Below are 18,530 nucleotides of genomic sequence, written 5' to 3' on the forward strand. Positions count from 1 at the left end.
TCTTTTTACGGGTGCAAAGATACAATATTTTTGTAACATCACAATACCTGCCCACGATTTTTTATGAATCTATGTCGTAAAAAAATAATTTCCCCGAAAAGAAAATCGTCTTAAACTCTTTGTTAATAAACTGAATTATTGTAACTTTGCAGTCCGATTATTAGTTTTTGTCAATTAAAAGTTTGATTTATAGCTTTTTATTTGCCTTTATGTCCCTTAGCAAGACAAAAAGAGGAAGCAAAGTAAGTCTGCTTTACAATTATTTACTAATTAAACTACAAACAAAAGTGGATACACTAAGTTATAAAACCATTTCCGTCAATAAAGAAACGGCTAAAAAAGAATGGGTTGAAATTGACGCTACCGATCAGCCTCTGGGACGTCTCTGTTCAAAAGTAGCCAAGCTGCTGAGAGGAAAGTACAAAGCGAGCTTTACCCCGCATGTTGATTGCGGTGACAACGTGATCATCCTGAATGCCGACAAGGTGAAACTTTCGGGGAGCAAATGGACAGATCGCATTTACTATCGTTATTCAGGCTATCCGGGCGGTCAACGCGAATATACGCCTGCCGATCTGATGAGAAAAGGACCGGACAGGCTTTTTAGAAAGGTTGTGAAGGGGATGCTGCCTAAGAATAAGCTGGGAGATGCTATCCTAACCAACATGTTTGTCTATGCCGGAACTGAACATCCGCACCAGGCACAGAAACCCAAAAAACTTGATATTAATACGCTAAAATAATAAAGATGGAAGCAGTAAATGCAATAGGAAGACGTAAAGCAGCTGTAGCCCGTGTATTCGTGACCGAAGGGACAGGCAAGATCGTCATCAACAAACGCGAACTGGAAAGCTATTTCCCTTCTTCTATCCTTCAGTTCATTGTAAAACAACCGTTAAACAAGCTTAACGTGTCGGATAAGTACGATATCCGCATCAACCTTGACGGCGGCGGATACAAAGGGCAATCGGAGGCAGCCAGACTGGGAATTGCGCGTGCATTGGTGAAGATCAACCCCGAAGATAAACCGGCACTGAGAGCAGAAGGCTTCATGACCCGCGATCCTCGTGTGGTAGAGCGCAAAAAGCCGGGACAGCCCAAAGCAAGAAAGAGATTCCAATTCTCGAAACGTTAATGTATTGGATCAACCGTCCGGCATCCTGTATGCAACGATTGTAACAGATGTCGCATAAACATAAAGCGGCCTCTGCCGGCCGCTCCGTTTAGTATCTAAATCGTAAGGACATTATTCCGGGAATCAATCAGATAAACAAGGTGTGATTTACCTTACGATTCGGTTAAGAAAAAGAATGTAAACGAATTAATCAACAAACAAAACATGGCAAAATTAGAATTTGACCAACTTCTTGAAGCCGGAGCTCACTTCGGCCACTTAAAAAGAAAATGGAATCCTGCGATGGCTCCTTATATTTTTATGGAGCGCAACGGAATTCACATCATCGATCTATACAAAACAATCGCCAAAACCGAAGAGGCTGCTGCAGCGCTGAAACAAATTGCCAAGGCAGGGAAGAAAATTCTTTTCGTGGCTACCAAGAAGCAGGCAAAACCTGTGGTCGAAGAAAAAGCACAGAGCATCAACATGCCCTATGTGATTGAACGCTGGCCGGGCGGCATGCTCACAAACTTCCCTACCATTCGCAAGGCGGTGAAGAAAATGAGCAATATCGACAAGATGATCAAAGACGGTACGTTCGACACCTTGTCGAAACGCGAGAAACTGCAGGTCACCCGTCAGCGAGCCAAGCTTGAAAAAACATTGGGATCCATACAAGATCTTACCCGCCTTCCGTCGGCGATTTTTGTTGTGGATGTGATGAAAGAGCAGATTGCTGTCAGGGAGGCTGAAAAGCTGGGAATTCCTGTATTTGGCATCGTGGATACCAACTCAGATCCTTCCAACATTGATTTCGTGATTCCTGCCAACGACGATGCAGCCAAAGCTGTGGAACTGATCCTCGGGTACATTAGCGAATCGATCAAAGAAGGCCTTGACGAGCGGAAAATAGAGAAAGCTGACGCTGCGGCTGCGGAAGAGCAGGACGAAGATGCACCGCAACGCAGGGAACGTAAAACCAAGTCGGCCAAGAAAGAGCGTGTAAAGAAGGAAGATACGGAAGCCATGAAGGCAGCCGTAGTAAGCAAATACACGAAGGACGAAGAGGTTGACGAATAAAATTAGTAAACTACAGGAAAAAAGATATACTATGGCAGTTACAATGGCAGATATCCAGCATTTACGCAAAATGACCGGTGCAGGAATGATGGATTGCAAAAATGCACTTAACGAGGCAAACGGAGATTTCGACAAGGCAATGGAGATTATCCGTAAGAAAGGACAGGCAGTAGCAGCAAAACGTGAAGACCGTGAAGCGTCTGAGGGTTGTGTCCTGGCTGCAACAGCAGGCGATTTTGCAGCTGTGGTGGCATTACAATGCGAAACCGACTTCGTAGCAAAGAACGAAGAGTTTATTGCTCTCACGCAACAGATTCTGGATGCAGCTATGGCTAACAAGCCCGAAACACGCGAAGAACTACTTGCAGTGGAAATGCCCAACGGTACCGTATCACAGTTGATCACCGACAAGATTGGCGCTACAGGAGAAAAGATGGAACTCGGTTTTTACGAACATATCACCGCTCCTTATGTGACATCTTACATTCATATGGGCAATAAGCTTGCTACCATTGTTGGTTTCAATCAACCTTCCCTGGAAGAGCAGGTGGCAAAAGACATAGCCATGCAGGTGGCAGCAATGAACCCCATTGCCGTTACAGCGGAAAGCATCCCTGCTGAAGTGAAAGAAAAGGAACTTGAAATTGCCCGCGAAAAAGCGCGTGAAGCCGGTAAGCCCGAAAATCTACTCGACAGGATTGCCGAAGGTGCCTTGCAGAAGTTCTATAAGGAATCCGCGCTCCTCCAACAGGAGTATGTAAAAGATCCGAAAAAGACGATTGAACAGTTTTTGAAAGAAAATAACAAGGATCTTACGGTGACTTCCTTCAAGCGAGTATCGCTGAACGTGTAATTATCGTTTGATTACCTAAATAATAAGAACGCTTCCGCGAGATACATACTCACGGAGGCGTTTTTTCATTTGCTTAAATTTCCGACAGTCCAGGTGAGTACATAGTCGGGATGAACTTCGTAATGCAGACAGAATGACCGGTTCTCTTTGGTTTTGGTCTCAGTAGCTTTCATTATGCCCTTTGATGCAGGCGTAAAAGGGTGTATGTATAGATGTTGCCTAAAGTCGATCCCCTGCTCGTTCATCAGCTTGAACAAACTTTCCTTTGCCGACCAGTGTAACAGTTGATGCACGATTTTTTGTTCCGGATCGATATATTCCTCGTCGGAAATAAATTTAGCGGAAATTTTGATCACTCGCTCAGAGCGGGTTTCGATGTCGATGCCTACCGCATACGACTCGTGTAAAAGGATGGTGGCATAGTCTTTTGTATGAGAGATGCTTATGTTTGTTTTTCCGTCAACAAGGTAAGGACTTCCGTCTTCCCGGTTTAGGATGATCTGCTCTTTCCCCAATAGTTCCATCAACATTACCCGGGTAGAAAGCCATTCAATTGAACGACTTTCAGAACGGATATCGTGCAGGTAGGTGATGGCTTCGGAGCGCAGATGAAACGGAAAGAGCTGTAGCAACTCTTCCCTGTCTTCCTCCATCTTCCAGATTCCCAGGAGTCCGCCATTTTCGGTATGTTCTTTTCTGATGAGCATTGAGTAAAATTAATAGCGGAGATGGTTGTTTGTTTTACGCATCTTTCTTGCTTTTTGGAGGAATATAGCGCACCTTGGTAATCCGTTTTTTGCTCATCTCCTCTGCCTGGAAGGTGTGTTTTTTATAGGTGAAACTCTCTTTCCTTTTTGGAAAATCACCTTTCAACTCCAGAAGCAGTCCGGCGAGAGTGTCAACCTCATCCTGCATCTGCTCAAAATCTTTTTCAGGCAGTCCGGTAATTTTGATGAACTCCTCCAGCGGCGTTTTTCCCTCGAAGAGATAAGAGCCATCGGCCGCCATCGTATAGAAAGGCAACTCTTCGTCGTACTCGTCGCTGATGTCGCCTACAATTTCTTCGAGAATATCTTCCATCGTGACCAGTCCCGAAGTTCCCCCATATTCATCCACAACGATGGCCATGTGGTTTTTATCGGTACGGAATTCCTCCAACAGATCGTCTATTCGTTTCGTTCCGGGAACAAAGTAGGCGGGGCGTATCAGCGTCTGCCATTTAAAATTGCCTGCTTTCCCAAGGTGTGGAAGCAGGTCTTTCACATACAATATTCCCTTGATGTTGTCGGGGTTCTCTTCATACACCGGAATTCTCGAAAAACCAGCATCGACAATGAAATCGATTACCTCAGCAAACGGCGTCTGCGAGTCAATGGCTACCATATCGGACCGTGACACAAAGATGTCGTCCACCGTCTTGTCTTTAAAGCGAATAATTCCTTCGAGCATCTCTTTTTCCTGCTCCCTTGTAATCTCATTGGACGTGATTTCCAGTGCCTTGGAAAGGTCGTCTACCGAAATCTCGTGTTTATGCGGTGTGATAGAACGGTTGAAAACGGTCGTGCTACGCACGAGCAAGGATGAGAAAGGGCTCATTATGCCATGAACAATCTTTATCAGTGGAGCGTTGTGGGTGGCAAACCGAAGCGGATCATAGGAGGCGTAACGTTTTGGGAGAATATCTACAAACAGCAGGACGATACCGATAGGAATAATGATCTCGAGTAACAGTGTGTCCACCAGATTTCCGGCAAACCAAGGCAGCCTGTTTAGCAGGTAAAGGATTAAAACAACGATGGTTACATTCAGAAAATTGTAAGCAATAACAATAGAGGCTAATAGCTTTTCCGGTTTTCTGAGCAGTTGGGAAATGCGGATTTTGCCGGTCTTCTCTGAAGTGTTTACTTCTTCGGTGAAGTCTTTATCGACCGTGAAAAATGCAATTTCAGAACCCGAGATGATTGCGTTGATGAGGATGAGCAGGAGCAACAGTGCAGTGAACAAGTAATCGGACACCGCAGGGATAAATGCCGGCAGATTGACGGATAAATACGATAATGGGTCAGGATCCAAGAGGCAACTTTTTAATGAAACAGAGAGAATGTTTTAACGCTTTATCTACACTATAAGGGTAAAACATTCTCTCGCAAAAATACGATGTTTTATTTAAAATGGCAAATCATCCACATCGGAAATTTCATCAGGCTCTCCCGGTATATCAGCAGCATTTGAAAAATCGTGTCTGTTACTGCCATTTTCTCCTTCCATGCCTCCTGACTTACGACTCAGCAACTCGATGTTGTCCGCAACGACTTCGGTAATGTATCTCTTAACACCGTTTTGGTCATCATAAGAACGTGAGCGAATTTTTCCTTCCACGTAGAGCAATGTTCCCTTTCTGACAAATTTCTCGGCGATCTGTGCCAATCCTCTCCAACAAACAATGTTGTGCCATTCTGTTCTTTCTGGCACCTGTGTACCGCCCGAAGTGGTGTACCCTCTTTCACTGGTTGCGAGCGAGAAGTTCGCTTTTGCAACATCATTGTCGAAATACTTCATTTCAGGGTCTTTCCCTACATTTCCGACTAGAATAACTTTGTTCACCGACATAACTTAAGATTTTTTTGGTTTAAGAATAGTTTTACGCTATAATAGCAAAATTAAGTATAATTTTGATATTGGCAAATAGAAAACATTAAATAGTTTCCATGTACTTTTCGGTAAGCCTGGAAACCGGGTATCCGGAAAGCTCTTTTTCGTCGATGCAGATGAGTCTCTCCGGTGGAGTAAAGACTGTCTCTTCTGCAATCTCCACCCTGTAAAATTTGCTGTGGATAGCCTGATGCGAAAGTTGATGCTTCAGTGTGAACCGGTGATCTATCGACAGGGTAATGATTTCCGGAAAAAGATGCCGAAAATCACTTGTCTGGAAAAGTTGGAAAAGATCTACAGAATCCGGAGTCTCTATCAACGGGAATTCGTACAGGTTTTTCCAGATATCGGTATTGTTTCTCTTTTGAATGAACGTTTTACCACCTTGAATGATATGGAGATAATTGAAATAACGATTTCTTACTGGTGGCTTTGGGCGGATGACCGGAAAATAAGAGACCTTCTTTGTTTCATATGCTACACAAACTGCCTGTAATGGACATTCGGCACATTTTGGCCGTGCCGGAGTGCAAACCAGTGAGCCAAAATCCATAATTGCTTGATTGTAGGTGCCCGGTTGGCCGGTGTGAATAAGTGATTGAGCAATTTCGGAAATAATTCTTTGTCCTTCCTTGTTGTCAATAGGAACTTCCACGGCAAACAGGCGGGCGATTACTCTGAACACATTCCCGTCTACCACAGCATAGGGAGCATGAAATGCGATGGACGAAATGGCTGCAGCCGTATATTTGCCAACCCCTTTCAGCGAGAGAATATCGGAATAGTTAGCAGGAAATATGCCGTTGAAACGGCTCATGATCTGTTTCGCCGCTACGTGCAAGTTTCGGGCACGTGTGTAATAACCAAGGCCTTGCCATAGTTTGAGCACCTCTTCCTCTTCTGCTTCCGCTAGCATCTGTACGTTGGGAAAACGATTCACAAAACGCAGATAATAGCTCGTCCCCTGGGCAATACGTGTCTGCTGCAAAATCACCTCTGATACCCAGATGAGATAGGGGTCTGCGGTTTCACGCCAGGGCAGCTCACGTTTGTGTTCACTGTACCAGCTTAATAGTGTCGCGGTGATGTCAGATTGATTTTTTTTTGCTTTCATTTCTTTCTTTGTTGACCTACAAAACTAATCCAAAAAAAGTATTTTTACGGAAAATAATTCAAAAACAGAAAATTTACCTGCAATTATTTTACGGGTTAAAAAAAAAGCTATATATTTGCAATCCAAAATTTTACTAATTAACACACGCTATTATTATTAATATTTTAAAATATAAATAAAATGACTAAAGCAGACATTGTAAATGAGATTGCAAAGAACACTGGGGTTGATAAGGCATCAGTATTGGCAACGGTGGAATCTTTTATGGACGTAGTGAAAGATTCTTTGGCAAACAACGAAAACGTGTATTTAAGAGGTTTCGGCAGCTTTATTGTAAAAAGAAGAGCGCAAAAAACGGCCCGCAACATTTCAAAAAATACCACCATTATCATTCCCGAACACAATATTCCTGCTTTTAAGCCGGCAAAAACGTTTGTAGCGAAAGTAAAAGAAACCAAATAATTTAATTAATAAGGAGATACTAAAATGCCAAGCGGAAAAAAAAGAAAAAGGCATAAAATGTCTGTACACAAGCGTAAAAAGAGACTGAGAAAAAACAGGCACAAGAAGAAGAAATAAGCCTGTAACGCTTTTTTACAAACCATATACAGGGACAAACTTAAAAAGAACCTTTCGGGTATTAAGTTTGTTCTTTGTGTATTAAAACAAAGGGTTGGTTCTGGCGTGAACCACATTCTGTTGGGAGACAGAAATCCGGATTTAGTTTATAAACATTTAAAAAACGAACAATTGTGACAAGCGAACTTGTTGTAGATGTTCAACCCAAAGAAATAACCATTGCGGTTCTCGAAGACAAGAAACTGGTGGAGCTGCAACAAGAGAGCCAGGAAGGCTCCTTTGCGGTTGGGAACATCTACATGGGCAAAGTTAAAAAGCTGATGCCCGCCCTCAACGCTGCATTTGTGAACGTGGGACACAAAAAGGACGCTTTTCTTCACTATTTGGATTTAGGGGTTGAGTTCAACTCGGTTCTGTATTTTCAGAAGCTTGTTGAAGACAAGAAAAAGATTCCACAGCTTCAGAAGATGAAGCTGCAACCCGATATCGACAAAGAGGGTTCCATTTCGGACATTTTGAAAGTTGGGCAGGAAATATTGGTTCAAATCGCCAAAGAGCCCATATCGACCAAAGGTCCGAGGTTGACAGCCGAAATTTCGTTCGCCGGAAGGTTTATGGTGTTGATTCCATTTATTGACCGGGTGTCGGTATCGCAAAAAATCAAATCGCGCGAAGAGCGCGCACGACTCAGGCAGCTCATACAAAGCATCAAGCCCAAGAATTTCGGTGTTATCATTCGCACCAATGCCGAGGGTAAAAGGGTAGCCGACCTTGATGCAGAGCTAAAAGTGCTGGTCAAGAAATGGGAAGACAATATCGGCAAGATACAGAAAGCGAAAGCTCCCTCCCTCATTTTTGAGGAGACAGGACGCACGGTAGCGCTGTTACGCGATATTTTTAATCCTTCTTTCGAGCAGATACATGTCAACGACAAAAATGTATCGAAGCAAATTGCCGAATATGTGAGCATTATTGCACCGGAAAGAAAAAACATTGTAAAGGATTACAACGGTGCATTGCCAATTTTGGATAATTTCGGCATTACAAAACAGGTAAAATCGCTCTTTGGTAAAACTGTAACATTCAAAAACGGTGCCTATCTGATTATTGAACACACCGAAGCGTTGCATGTGATTGACGTAAACAGCGGCAATCGCAACAAATCGAAACTTGGTCAGGAAGAGAGTGCCTACGAAGTAAATGTGGCTGCCGCAGAAGAGATTGCCCGCCAATTGCGATTGCGGGATATGGGCGGCATCATAGTCATCGACTTCATCGATATGAGCAAGGCTGATCATCGGAATAAGCTTCTCTCCAAAATGCAGGAGCTAATGGCCCATGATAGAGCTAAGCACAACATTTTGCCATTGAGTAAGTTCGGCTTAATGCAGATCACGCGTCAGCGTGTTCGACCCGAAATGGAAGTTACCACAAGCGAAGTATGCCCCACTTGCTTTGGTAAAGGAAAGATTAAATCGTCGATACTTTTCACCGACACTTTGGAAGGGAAAATCGATTATTTGGTCAACAAGTTAAAAGTGAAGAAATTCAGTCTGCACATACACCCCTATGTTGCAGCGTATGTTCAGCAGGGTTGGTTTTCGTTGAAGTATAAGTGGAAGAAAAAATTTAATGTGGGAATGAAAATTATCCCCGATCAGAAGCTCGGGTTCCTGCAGTATACTTTTTACGACCATGAAGGAAACGAAATAGACCTGAAAGAAGAAATTGAAATGAAATAGATTCCACCCTGTGGAACAATGGATAGAAAAGAGCCGGTGGTTCGAGAGAACCTCCGGCTTTTTTTATTTATAGCGGATCCACGTCGTAATATAGGATAACATGTTTTAAATCATGTTCCTGGCGCAGCATGACTTCTGCTTTTTTCAGGATCTCTCGTACCTGCTGTAAGGGTAGTCCATTCTCCAGTTTCAATAAAATTTCGCGAATGTGGTACAGTTGTATGCGTCCCACAAGGGGTTTGTTGGGTCCCAGAACCCGTTCGTGCAAAGACATCCTGATTAGTTCCGCAAAACGTAAGGCAGCCTTCTCGGTCTTTCCTGCATCCTTGTGCTTGCATAAGATGCGAATTAATCTGTAAAAAGGCGGGTATCGGAATAATTTTCGTTCCTCGAGTTGGGTATTATAGAAACCTGCGTAATCGTTTTTGGTTACAAAGGTGTAAATGGGGTGTCCGGGATCAGCACTCTGAATGATGACTGTTCCCTGCTGCTGTTTTCTTCCGGCCCGGCCTGCTGCCTGTGTCATCAGTTGAAAGCCCCGTTCGTGAGAACGGAAATCCGGGTAGTTGAGCAACGAGTCTGCAGAAATGATTCCTACTACTTTCACGTGATCAAAATCCAGTCCTTTGGAAAGCATCTGTGTCCCTACCAGTATCTGAATCTTCTGTTCCTGGAAGTCTTGTATGATCCGTGCGTAACTCTCCTTTCCTCGGGTTGAGTCCAAATCCATCCTTTTTACCACACTACCCGGAAAAAGCCGGGAAACCTCTTCTTCCAGTTTTTCCGTTCCCAGTCCCATTGGCTCCAGACTTTTTTGATGGCAGGACGGACATGTTGCAGGGACTGTATATGCATTGTTGCAATAATGACATACCAGTCTGTTAATTCTTTTATGGTAGGTGAGTGAAACGTCGCAACGAACACATTTGGGTGTCCATTCACACTGGCTGCAGGCAATCATTGGTGCGAAGCCCCGCCTGTTGCGGAAGAGAATTGCCTGTTCGTCGTTCTTTAAAGCCGAATCGATCAGTTCAATAAGCAGGGGGGAGAGCAGTGACTTCATTTTTTTTCTGCGACGCAACTCCCGTGTGTTTTCAAGCCGGATCTCCGGCATCATTGAATTGTTAAATCGTTCGGTAAGTGTGACCAGCCCATACTTGCCTGTCTGTGAATTATAATAGGATTCTATTGATGGAGTGGCCGATCCCAGCAATGTCTTTGCTCCAAAAAAATGAGCCAGCATGACAGCTGCATCTCGTGCATGGTACCGGGGGGCAGGATCCTGCTGTTTGTAACTGCTTTCGTGTTCCTCATCCACGATCACGAGCCCGAGTTGTTGAAAGGGAAGAAACAGCGAGGAGCGTACACCAATAATGATCTCGTAGGGGTGTGATGACAACATCTTCTGCCAGATCTCTGCACGTTCGTTGTCGTTGATGCGGGAATGATAAATACCCAGCCGGGTGCCGAACACTGCCTGTAATCGCTGCGTGAGCTGTGTGGTGAGTGCGATCTCCGGCAGCAAATAAAGCGTTTGTTTCCCCTCTGCCAGGAATTGTGCAATGAGATGTATATAGATCTCTGTTTTACCGCTTGAGGTGACACCGTGCAGCAGGCAGGTCTGTTTGTGACGGAAGCATTCGCTGATATTGAGAAACGCTTCGTGTTGATGTCCATTCAGCGGATAGGGTGCACGCGTTGGTACAATATTTGTGTCGAGCCGACTTGTTTCTACGCGAAAGGAGAGAAGGATCTCTTTTAGCAGCAATCCGTTCAGGACAGAAGGTGAATATGCACTAAGCCCGGAAACCTGCTTTTTACTGATGCGCTCTGCCCCGTTATCATAAAGGAAATGCCTTATTTTCTCCAGGAGTGCCTGTTGTTTTTTTGCCCTTCCCACCAGTTCATGCACAGATTTCGTGTCTAACATCGGGTTTATCTGCAGGAAAGTTTCGGTATGAGGAGTATAAGAATCAAGCAGATCCTGTGGTTTCATTGAGGGGGGTAAGGCCGCTTTGTAGACTTCACCTAGAGGAGAGAGATAATAAAAAGAGATCCACTCCCACAACTTCAATTGTTGTTCATTCACTACCGGGTGTGAATCAATGAGGGAGTAAATCGGTTTTATTTCCATATTCTCCGGCGCTTCCCGGTGAATATGTGCAACGATGGCGGTGTAGTGCTTTCGGCTCCCGAAAGGGACAATTACCCTGAATCCAACGCCGATCTTCGGTTGCATCTCCTCCGGAATGGCGTAGGTGAACAGATCGGCGAGCGGAAGCGGAAGTATTACATCAGCATACATGCATTAGAAATAGATTGCCCCGGTAATACTCCAAATCTCTGATTTGCCGTTAAGAGGATCACCCCAGTCCGGTTCATCCATGGAATAATTGTCGGTAAGCTGAACTCTGTAGTTTACGCCTACCTGTATCATATTAAACACTTCAAAGCCAAGGCCCAAGTTGACGCCTGCCTGGAACTCCTTCGCCTTTATCTGATCGGCGGTCTGTCCTAAATCGATTTCATCGCCCTGAATAAGATATCCCGCGTAGGGGCCTGCTGCAGCGTAGAGTCTGAGTGGGAGCATCCCTGTTCCAAACTTCAACTTTGCATTTACCGGGAGTATCAGGTAGCGGTTTGAAACATCCCTGTCGGCAGCGGTTCCTTCACCCGAGAGCCGGGCAATTGTCATGCGATTGTCGTTATAGAGAAGGGAGGCCTCTATGCCGAGGGTACCTACTCCCAATGGAAGAAACATGGCTTCAATGGAGGGGCCGATACTGTACGATGTCATATTTTCAACCTTGAGTGCGTCACTGCTGAAGCTTGGGTTATTCAATCCCACGTCAGCTTTTACACCAAACCTGATCTGTGAGAAGGCAGGAACGCTGAGCATGGACAGCAATATAATGGCCATGCCTGTTTTGATTGTTGTTTTTGTTTTCATTTTGTCCATTTTAGGTAAAACATTCCATTCTGCTTTTTCTCTACCGCATATAACACGAAATTTATGGTCTACGCCTGTACCGTTCAGCGGTAATAATATTTGCTGATCGTTGAACTCATCACAAATCACTACTTGTGATACCTGATTAACAAAATAGAGCAAAAATAGGTTGTTAAAGAAGATTAAAGCTATATAAGAAAAGCGTTCCAACTCTTCAGAAAGAGAGGTAACGCTTTCTCAATATGAGCTTTGGGGTTTTTAGTCCCTCAACTTGGCTTTCAGAAACTCCCTGTTCAGCCGTGCAATATTGCTGATGGATATGTTTTTCGGGCACTCCACTTCGCAAGCCCCTGTGTTGGTACAGTTACCGAATCCCAATTCATCCATCTTGGCGACCATCGATTTGGCACGGCGGGTAGCTTCCACACGTCCCTGCGGCAACAGGGCAAACTGGCTTACCTTGGCCGAAACGAAGAGCATGGCTGACCCGTTTTTGCATGCAGCCACACAGGCTCCGCAACCGATGCAGGCAGCTGCATCCATTGCCAATTCGGCGTCGTCGCGCGGAATGGGTATGGCATTGGCATCGGGTATACCTCCTGTGTTGACCGAAATGTAGCCGCCTGCCTGGATGATCTTATCGAAGGCCGATCTGTCGACCATCAAATCTTTGATGATCGGGAATCCGGCGGAACGCCACGGCTCCACGGTGATGGTGTCACCGTCGTTGAAGCGTCTCATATGCAGCTGGCAGGTGGTGATGCCTTCGTCCGGCCCGTGAGGATGTCCATCGATGTACAGGCTGCACATGCCGCAAATACCTTCGCGGCAGTCGTGATCGAACACTACCGGCTCTTTTCCTTCGTTGATAAGTTTCTCGTTGAGGATGTCGAGCATTTCCAGGAAAGAACTACCCTGTGAGATGTTTTCCAGCGGGTAAGTCTCAAAATGCCCTTTGTCTTTGGGTCCATTCTGGCGCCAGACCTTTACTTTTATATTGATATCTTTATCCATGATTGGTTGTTTTTGAATCGTTTAAAAATACCTTACGATTTGTAGTTTCTCTGCTGACGAACCACAAATTCGTATTCCAGCGGTTCCTTATACATCACCGGATCATTGTCCTCTCCCTGGTACTCCCAGCAGGAGACGTAAGAGAACTTATCGTCGTGACGCATTGCTTCGCCTTCTTCTGTCTGGTGTTCAATCCGAAAGTGACCACCGCACGACTCTTCGCGGTCGAGAGCGTCGTGAGCCATCAGCTCGCCTATCTCAATGAAATCGGCCAGGCGGAGTGCTTTTTCGAGCTCTACGTTGAGTGTTTCTTTGTTTCCAGGAATACGCAGGTTGGTCCAGAAGTCCTTTTTGAGTTCTTTCAGCTCTTCGATGGCTTTCTTCAGCCCCTCAGCATTGCGTCCCATTCCCACGAAATCCCACATGATATGTCCCAGCTTCTTGTGAATATGATCTACGGAGTGTTTTCCCCCGATCTTCATCAGCCGGTCAAGTTTGTCGTTGATCTCTTTTTCGGCCTGGTCGAATTCCGGAGCATCCGTTTTGAAGCGCGGAACATTGATCTGGTCTGCCAGATAATTCTGTATCGTATAGGGCAGCACAAAGTATCCGTCCGCAAGTCCCTGCATAAGCGCCGAAGCGCCGAGGCGGTTTGCACCATGGTCTGAGAAATTGGCTTCGCCAATGGCAAACAAGCCGGGGACAGTACTCATCAGCTCGTAGTCTACCCAGATGCCGCCCATGGTGTAGTGGATGGCAGGATAGATCATCATTGGGGTTTCATAGGGATTGTCGTCCACGATCTTCTCATACATCTGGAACAGGTTCCCGTAACGGGCTTCCACCACATCTTTCCCGAGCCGTCCGATAGCTTCCGCGAAGTCGAGGTATACAGCCAGTCCTGTTGATCCAACGCCATATCCTGCGTCGCAACGTTCTTTGGCTGCGCGCGATGCTACGTCGCGCGGTACAAGATTTCCGAATGCCGGATAACGACGTTCAAGGTAGTAGTCACGATCCTCTTCCTTTAGGTCTGTCGGTTTCAGTTTCCCTTCGCGAATTGCTTTGGCATCTTCCAGCCTTTTAGGTACCCAGATGCGACCGTCGTTACGCAACGATTCCGACATCAGTGTAAGTTTCGACTGGAACTCACCGTGTACCGGGATGCAAGTTGGGTGAATCTGGGCCATACATGGATTGGCAAAATAGGCTCCTTTCTTGTAGCACTGCCATGCTGCCGAACCGTTGGAGGTCATCGCGTTGGTGGAGAGGAAAAAGGTGTTCCCATATCCGCCGGTGGCGATTACCACGGCATGTGCGGCAAATCGTTCCAGTTTTCCGGTTACCAGGTTGCGGGCAATGATCCCGCGGGCACGGCCGTCGATGATGACAAGATCCACCATCTCATAACGTGTGTATAGTTTTACCTGTTTGTTGTGAACAGCGCGGCTCAATGCCGAGTAAGCACCTAGCAGTAGCTGCTGTCCGGTCTGTCCACGGGCGTAGAATGTACGTGATACCTGCGCGCCGCCAAAAGAACGGTTCGCCAGCAATCCGCCATATTCGCGGGCAAAGGGAACACCCTGTGCCACACACTGGTCGATAATGCTGTTCGATACTTCGGCGAGCCGGTACACATTGGCTTCGCGGGCACGGTAGTCGCCTCCCTTGATGGTGTCGTAGAAAAGGCGATATACCGAGTCGCCATCGTTGGGATAGTTTTTGGCTGCGTTGATCCCTCCCTGTGCGGCGATGGAGTGAGCACGGCGTGGCGAGTCCTGAATGCAGAAGTTGAGCACGTTAAATCCCATCTCTCCCAGCGATGCGGCAGCCGATGCGCCGGCCAATCCGGTGCCCACGACAATAATGTCGAGTCGACGTTTATTTGCCGGATTCACCAGCTTCTGATTGTTCTTGTAGTTGGTCCACTTTTCAGCGAGCGCCCCCTTGGGTATTTTTGAGTCTATTTTATTCATAATATTCAAATTCTTTAGTTATCCTAATATGTTGGAGTATCCCAGATGAACGGCAATAGCCACGACAATAAAACCCAGAGAAATGATGGTGGAGAAGATATTGCCGATCACTTTTATTCGTTTCATCCAGACAGTATTGTTCCAGCCAACGGTATGAAGTGCACTCCAGAAGCCGTGGGTCAGATGGAACCATAATGAGACGAAAGCGATTATGTATACAACTACAACCCAGAGATTGGAGAATACTTCCTCTACCAGTTGAGCACCGTCGGTGCGGGCACCTTCGATCATGAGCAGTTCTTTATACTGCATCTGGTACCACATCTGATAAAGATGCAGGAAGAGGAAAAGCAGCACAAACAAACCCAGGACGAACATGTTTTTGGAGGACCAGGCTACGGGCGTTTTGCTGGACGATGCATATTTGTCTCTGCCGCGGGCTTTCCGGTTTTGCAGCGTTAGAATAATTCCATAGGCGACATGAATTACCATGCCCAAGGCAATAACTGCCGTTCCTAAAACAGCCCACCAGTTGGCGCCAAGGATTTCATTGGCGATGAAATCGTAGGCATCATAGCTGAAGATGAGCACCACGTTCATAGACATGTGGAACAGCAGGAACAGAATCAGAAAAAGGCCGGAAATACTTTGTGTAAACTTCCGTCCGATGGATGATTTGATTAACCAACTCATAAAGTTCTATTTTAAATTATTTTTGATGATTTGTTGCTTATTGATCGAATACTTTTGATTGTCTGCATGGTCTCATGCATGACATGATGTTCAAAGTGCAAAAATAGTACTTTTAAACATCAAAAAAGAACTATTTGCGGAAATATTTCTTTAATTGCGGTATTTTAGAATCAGTATTGTTTTTCGAATGGTTGTACAGTAAAGCATACTCTTTTTTGCCGATATTTTGTTATCTTTGTACGTTCAATTCATTTCAACAGATCATGGATATTGTTTTAAGTGGCATTCGTTCGACAGGGAAGTTGCATTTAGGGAATTATTTTGGTGCATTGCGTAATTTTATACGGATGCAGGACGAAAATAGGTGTTATTTTTTTATTGCCGATATACATTCTCTCACCACTCACCCTGACCCGAAGTCTTTACACGCTAACGTGAAGAACGTGCTGGTGGATTATCTTGCCGCTGGCATTGATCCGGAAAAGTCGGTAATCTATGTGCAGAGTGACCTGCATGAAACTGCCGAGCTCTATCTTTATCTGAATATGCATGCCTATATGGGAGAATTGGCAAAAACGGCTTCCTTCAAAGAGAAAGCCCGCAAGCAACCCGAAAATGTGAATGCCGGGTTGCTGACGTACCCAACTCTGATGGCGGCAGATATTCTTATCCACAATGCCGACAAGGTGCCTGTTGGAAAGGATCAGGAACAGCATCTGGAGATGACACGCAAGTTTGCGCGCCGCTTTAATAACTTCTACGGGGTAGAGTATTTCAAGGAGCCGGTGGCATACAACTTTGGCAGGGAGTTGGTTAAGATCCCGGGACTGGATGGTAGTGGAAAAATGGGTAAGTCGGAAGGAAACGCCATTTATCTGTCCGATAGTCCGAAAGAAATTGAAAAGAAGGTGAAGAAAGCGCTGACCGACAGCGGTCCTATCACCCCGAATTCACCGAAGCCCGATTACATTGAAAACCTTTTCACGATCCTCCGTGTGGTGTCTGCGCCCGATGTGGTGCAGCATTTCGATAATCAATGGAACAATTGTGAAATACGTTATGGCGATCTCAAGAAGCAATTGGCCGAGGATATCATCAAAGTGACCTTACCTATCCGTGAACGGGTGCTCGAAATTGAAAAAGACGATGCTTATTTGCGGAAGGTGACGTCCAATGGAGTTGAAAGAGCCCGCGAAAATGCCCGGAAAACAATTGCTGACGTAAGAGAAATAGTAGGCTTCAGGAAATTTTAATCATGTGATGTACCCTGTTCCTTAGCAAATCACTCCACGCTAAGAAAAGTAATTTGTCGGGCAGACAAATTTCAGTTATTATACACTGTGGTCTAAGCGCAGTCGTATTATGTCGTATTCATTCTCTTAGGTTAGGAGGTAGAAATGGATGAAAAATTAACACAATTCCGCAAACTAATTAAAGAACAGTCCTGGAGTATTCTCCAGGAGAAACTGCTGTCACTGGACAATCCTTCGATTGTTTTCCTCATTGAACATAGCAGAGAGTTCGACTCTGCCGTCCTTTTCAGGTTTTTGCCGCGTGAAAAGGCTAAAGACGTGTTTCAGGAGCTCTCGCCCATAAAGCAGGGAGAGATTATTTCTGATTTAGCCAATAATGCGAAAAAAGTGGCAGATCTGATGAATGATATGGATCCTGATGACCGGACTGCTTTTTTTGAGGAACTTCCCGGTCAGGTAGCTCAGCGCTTCATGCAGATGCTGAGTCCTGAGAATAGGAGTATTGCTATACAGCTTCTTGGCTACCCGGAGGATAGTATTGGTCGCCTGATGACTCCAAAGTACGTGGCAGTCAAATCCTTCTTCACAGTTGAAGAGACTTTGCAGCATGTTCGCAAGTTTGGAAGAGATGCGGAGACGTTAGATGTAATATACGTGGTGGATTATGAATGGAAGCTTATTGATGATATTCTTATCCGTGATGTATTGATCTCCGGCTCTGATGTGCGGATTGAAAATCTGATCGGTGAGAAATGTTTATCATTAAGTGCCTATGATGATCAGGAAAAGGCGATCAGGATTTTTAAAGATTATAACAGAACCGCTCTTCCCGTGATCGATACGGGCGGAACCCTGTTGGGTATTGTAACTATTGACGATATCTTTGATGTTGCCGAAGAGGAAGAAACAGAAGATTTTCATAAGTTTGGTGCCGTTGAAGATGCGAAAATCAACCCACTTCATGCTTCGGTGTCTTTCCTGTACAAGAAGCGCATTGTATGGCTTATGGCCCTTGTTTTCGTAAATATTTTTTCGGGAGCAGCTATTTCACGCTTTGAACATCTTATTGAGTCTGTTGTGGCACTGGTTTTCTTTTTGCCGTTGTTAATTGACAGTGCGGGAAATGCCGGATCCCAATCAGCTACACTCATAATCAGGGCTCTTGCCGTAGGTGACGTGCAGCGAAGAGATTGGGTGAGGTTATTGGGTAAGGAATTTGTCGTTGCCTTGGTTCTCGGGGTAAGTATGGCGGCCGGTGTATCGCTGGTGGCAAGCTGGCGCTCTCCTGATATCGTTCCGGTTGTTGCCCTTACCATGGTCTTGGCTGTAGTTGTGGGAAGTATGGTCGGAATGCTTCTTCCTTTTGTGTTTACTCGCTTTAAGCTGGACCCTGCTACAGCGAGTGCTCCCTTGATTACATCGATTGCCGATATATCAGGCGTGCTTATCTATTTTTCTATAGCTAAATGGTATTTGGGTCTCTGAATTGTTGTTTTTATCCCGCAAT

General features: G+C 45.3%; 17 protein-coding genes. 8 read left to right on the forward strand and 9 right to left on the reverse strand.

Features of this window, described 5'->3' with window-relative positions; all coding sequences use genetic code 11:
- The first annotated feature begins 287 nt into the window (after positions 1-287).
- The 4 genes from rplM to tsf all read left to right on the forward strand — a co-directional run bounded on the left by rplM (position 288) and on the right by tsf (position 3,050).
- Positions 288-743 carry a 50S ribosomal protein L13 gene (gene rplM, locus B3Z75_RS06165; protein WP_294068725.1) on the forward strand — a complete coding sequence of 152 codons (456 nt, stop codon included), beginning with the start codon at positions 288-290 and terminating at the stop codon, positions 741-743.
- 5 nt (positions 744-748) lie between these two features.
- The gene (rpsI, locus tag B3Z75_RS06170; RefSeq protein WP_294068727.1) at positions 749-1,135 is read left to right on the forward strand and encodes a 30S ribosomal protein S9; all 387 of its coding nucleotides are present in this window, start codon (positions 749-751) and stop codon (positions 1,133-1,135) included.
- A 204-nt stretch (positions 1,136-1,339) separates the two neighbouring features.
- Positions 1,340-2,197: a 30S ribosomal protein S2 gene (rpsB, locus tag B3Z75_RS06175; protein WP_294068729.1), complete on the forward strand. Its 858-nt coding sequence runs from the start codon at positions 1,340-1,342 to the stop codon at positions 2,195-2,197.
- A gap of 31 nt (positions 2,198-2,228) precedes the next feature.
- Positions 2,229-3,050: a translation elongation factor Ts gene (gene tsf / locus B3Z75_RS06180; protein ID WP_294068731.1), complete on the forward strand. Its 822-nt coding sequence runs from the start codon at positions 2,229-2,231 to the stop codon at positions 3,048-3,050.
- 65 nt (positions 3,051-3,115) lie between these two features.
- On the opposite strand, the gene B3Z75_RS06185 is transcribed toward tsf, so the two are convergent.
- From B3Z75_RS06185 to mutY, 4 genes are all read right to left on the reverse strand, one after another.
- Positions 3,116-3,757 (reverse strand): 4'-phosphopantetheinyl transferase family protein, encoded by a 642-nt coding sequence (locus B3Z75_RS06185; protein WP_294068733.1) that lies wholly within the window; start codon positions 3,755-3,757, stop codon positions 3,116-3,118.
- Between the two features lie 34 nt (positions 3,758-3,791).
- Positions 3,792-5,123: a gliding motility-associated protein GldE gene (gene gldE, locus B3Z75_RS06190; RefSeq protein WP_294068735.1), complete on the reverse strand. Its 1,332-nt coding sequence runs from the start codon at positions 5,121-5,123 to the stop codon at positions 3,792-3,794.
- Between the two features lie 93 nt (positions 5,124-5,216).
- A complete protein-coding gene (locus tag B3Z75_RS06195; protein WP_294068737.1) occupies positions 5,217-5,660 on the reverse strand; it encodes a single-stranded DNA-binding protein in 444 nt (147 codons plus the stop codon).
- Between the two features lie 85 nt (positions 5,661-5,745).
- Positions 5,746-6,816: an A/G-specific adenine glycosylase gene (mutY, locus tag B3Z75_RS06200; RefSeq protein WP_294068739.1), complete on the reverse strand. Its 1,071-nt coding sequence runs from the start codon at positions 6,814-6,816 to the stop codon at positions 5,746-5,748.
- 180 nt (positions 6,817-6,996) lie between these two features.
- Between mutY and B3Z75_RS06205 the strand changes: the two genes are divergently transcribed.
- On the forward strand, positions 6,997-7,278 hold the full coding sequence (locus B3Z75_RS06205) for an HU family DNA-binding protein (RefSeq protein ID WP_294068741.1): 282 nt from the start codon (positions 6,997-6,999) through the stop codon (positions 7,276-7,278).
- A 290-nt stretch (positions 7,279-7,568) separates the two neighbouring features.
- Positions 7,569-9,137: an Rne/Rng family ribonuclease gene (locus B3Z75_RS06210; protein ID WP_294068743.1), complete on the forward strand. Its 1,569-nt coding sequence runs from the start codon at positions 7,569-7,571 to the stop codon at positions 9,135-9,137.
- A 67-nt stretch (positions 9,138-9,204) separates the two neighbouring features.
- Here the strand turns inward: B3Z75_RS06210 and priA are convergent, their stop codons facing one another.
- The 5 genes from priA to B3Z75_RS06235 form a co-directional block, all read right to left on the reverse strand.
- Complete coding sequence (gene priA, locus B3Z75_RS06215; RefSeq protein WP_294068745.1) at positions 9,205-11,442, reverse strand: replication restart helicase PriA; 2,238 nt, start codon at positions 11,440-11,442, stop codon at positions 9,205-9,207.
- 3 nt (positions 11,443-11,445) lie between these two features.
- On the reverse strand, positions 11,446-12,087 hold the full coding sequence (locus B3Z75_RS06220) for an outer membrane beta-barrel protein (RefSeq protein WP_294068747.1): 642 nt from the start codon (positions 12,085-12,087) through the stop codon (positions 11,446-11,448).
- 258 nt (positions 12,088-12,345) lie between these two features.
- Positions 12,346-13,101 carry a succinate dehydrogenase/fumarate reductase iron-sulfur subunit gene (locus tag B3Z75_RS06225; RefSeq protein ID WP_294068749.1) on the reverse strand — a complete coding sequence of 252 codons (756 nt, stop codon included), beginning with the start codon at positions 13,099-13,101 and terminating at the stop codon, positions 12,346-12,348.
- Between the two features lie 32 nt (positions 13,102-13,133).
- A complete protein-coding gene (locus B3Z75_RS06230) occupies positions 13,134-15,077 on the reverse strand; it encodes a fumarate reductase/succinate dehydrogenase flavoprotein subunit (RefSeq protein WP_294068751.1) in 1,944 nt (647 codons plus the stop codon).
- 18 nt (positions 15,078-15,095) lie between these two features.
- Entirely contained in the window at positions 15,096-15,770 is a 675-nt protein-coding gene (locus B3Z75_RS06235) for a succinate dehydrogenase/fumarate reductase cytochrome b subunit (RefSeq protein WP_294068753.1), read from the reverse strand.
- A 263-nt stretch (positions 15,771-16,033) separates the two neighbouring features.
- Between B3Z75_RS06235 and trpS the strand changes: the two genes are divergently transcribed.
- On the forward strand, positions 16,034-17,023 hold the full coding sequence (trpS, locus tag B3Z75_RS06240; protein WP_294068755.1) for a tryptophan--tRNA ligase: 990 nt from the start codon (positions 16,034-16,036) through the stop codon (positions 17,021-17,023).
- A 144-nt stretch (positions 17,024-17,167) separates the two neighbouring features.
- On the forward strand, positions 17,168-18,508 hold the full coding sequence (gene mgtE, locus B3Z75_RS06245) for a magnesium transporter (protein WP_294068757.1): 1,341 nt from the start codon (positions 17,168-17,170) through the stop codon (positions 18,506-18,508).
- Positions 18,509-18,530 lie beyond the last annotated feature (22 nt).

It is taken from the genome of Proteiniphilum sp. UBA1028 (genome assembly GCF_002316955.1).
Classification (GTDB): Bacteria; Bacteroidota; Bacteroidia; order Bacteroidales; family Dysgonomonadaceae; genus Proteiniphilum.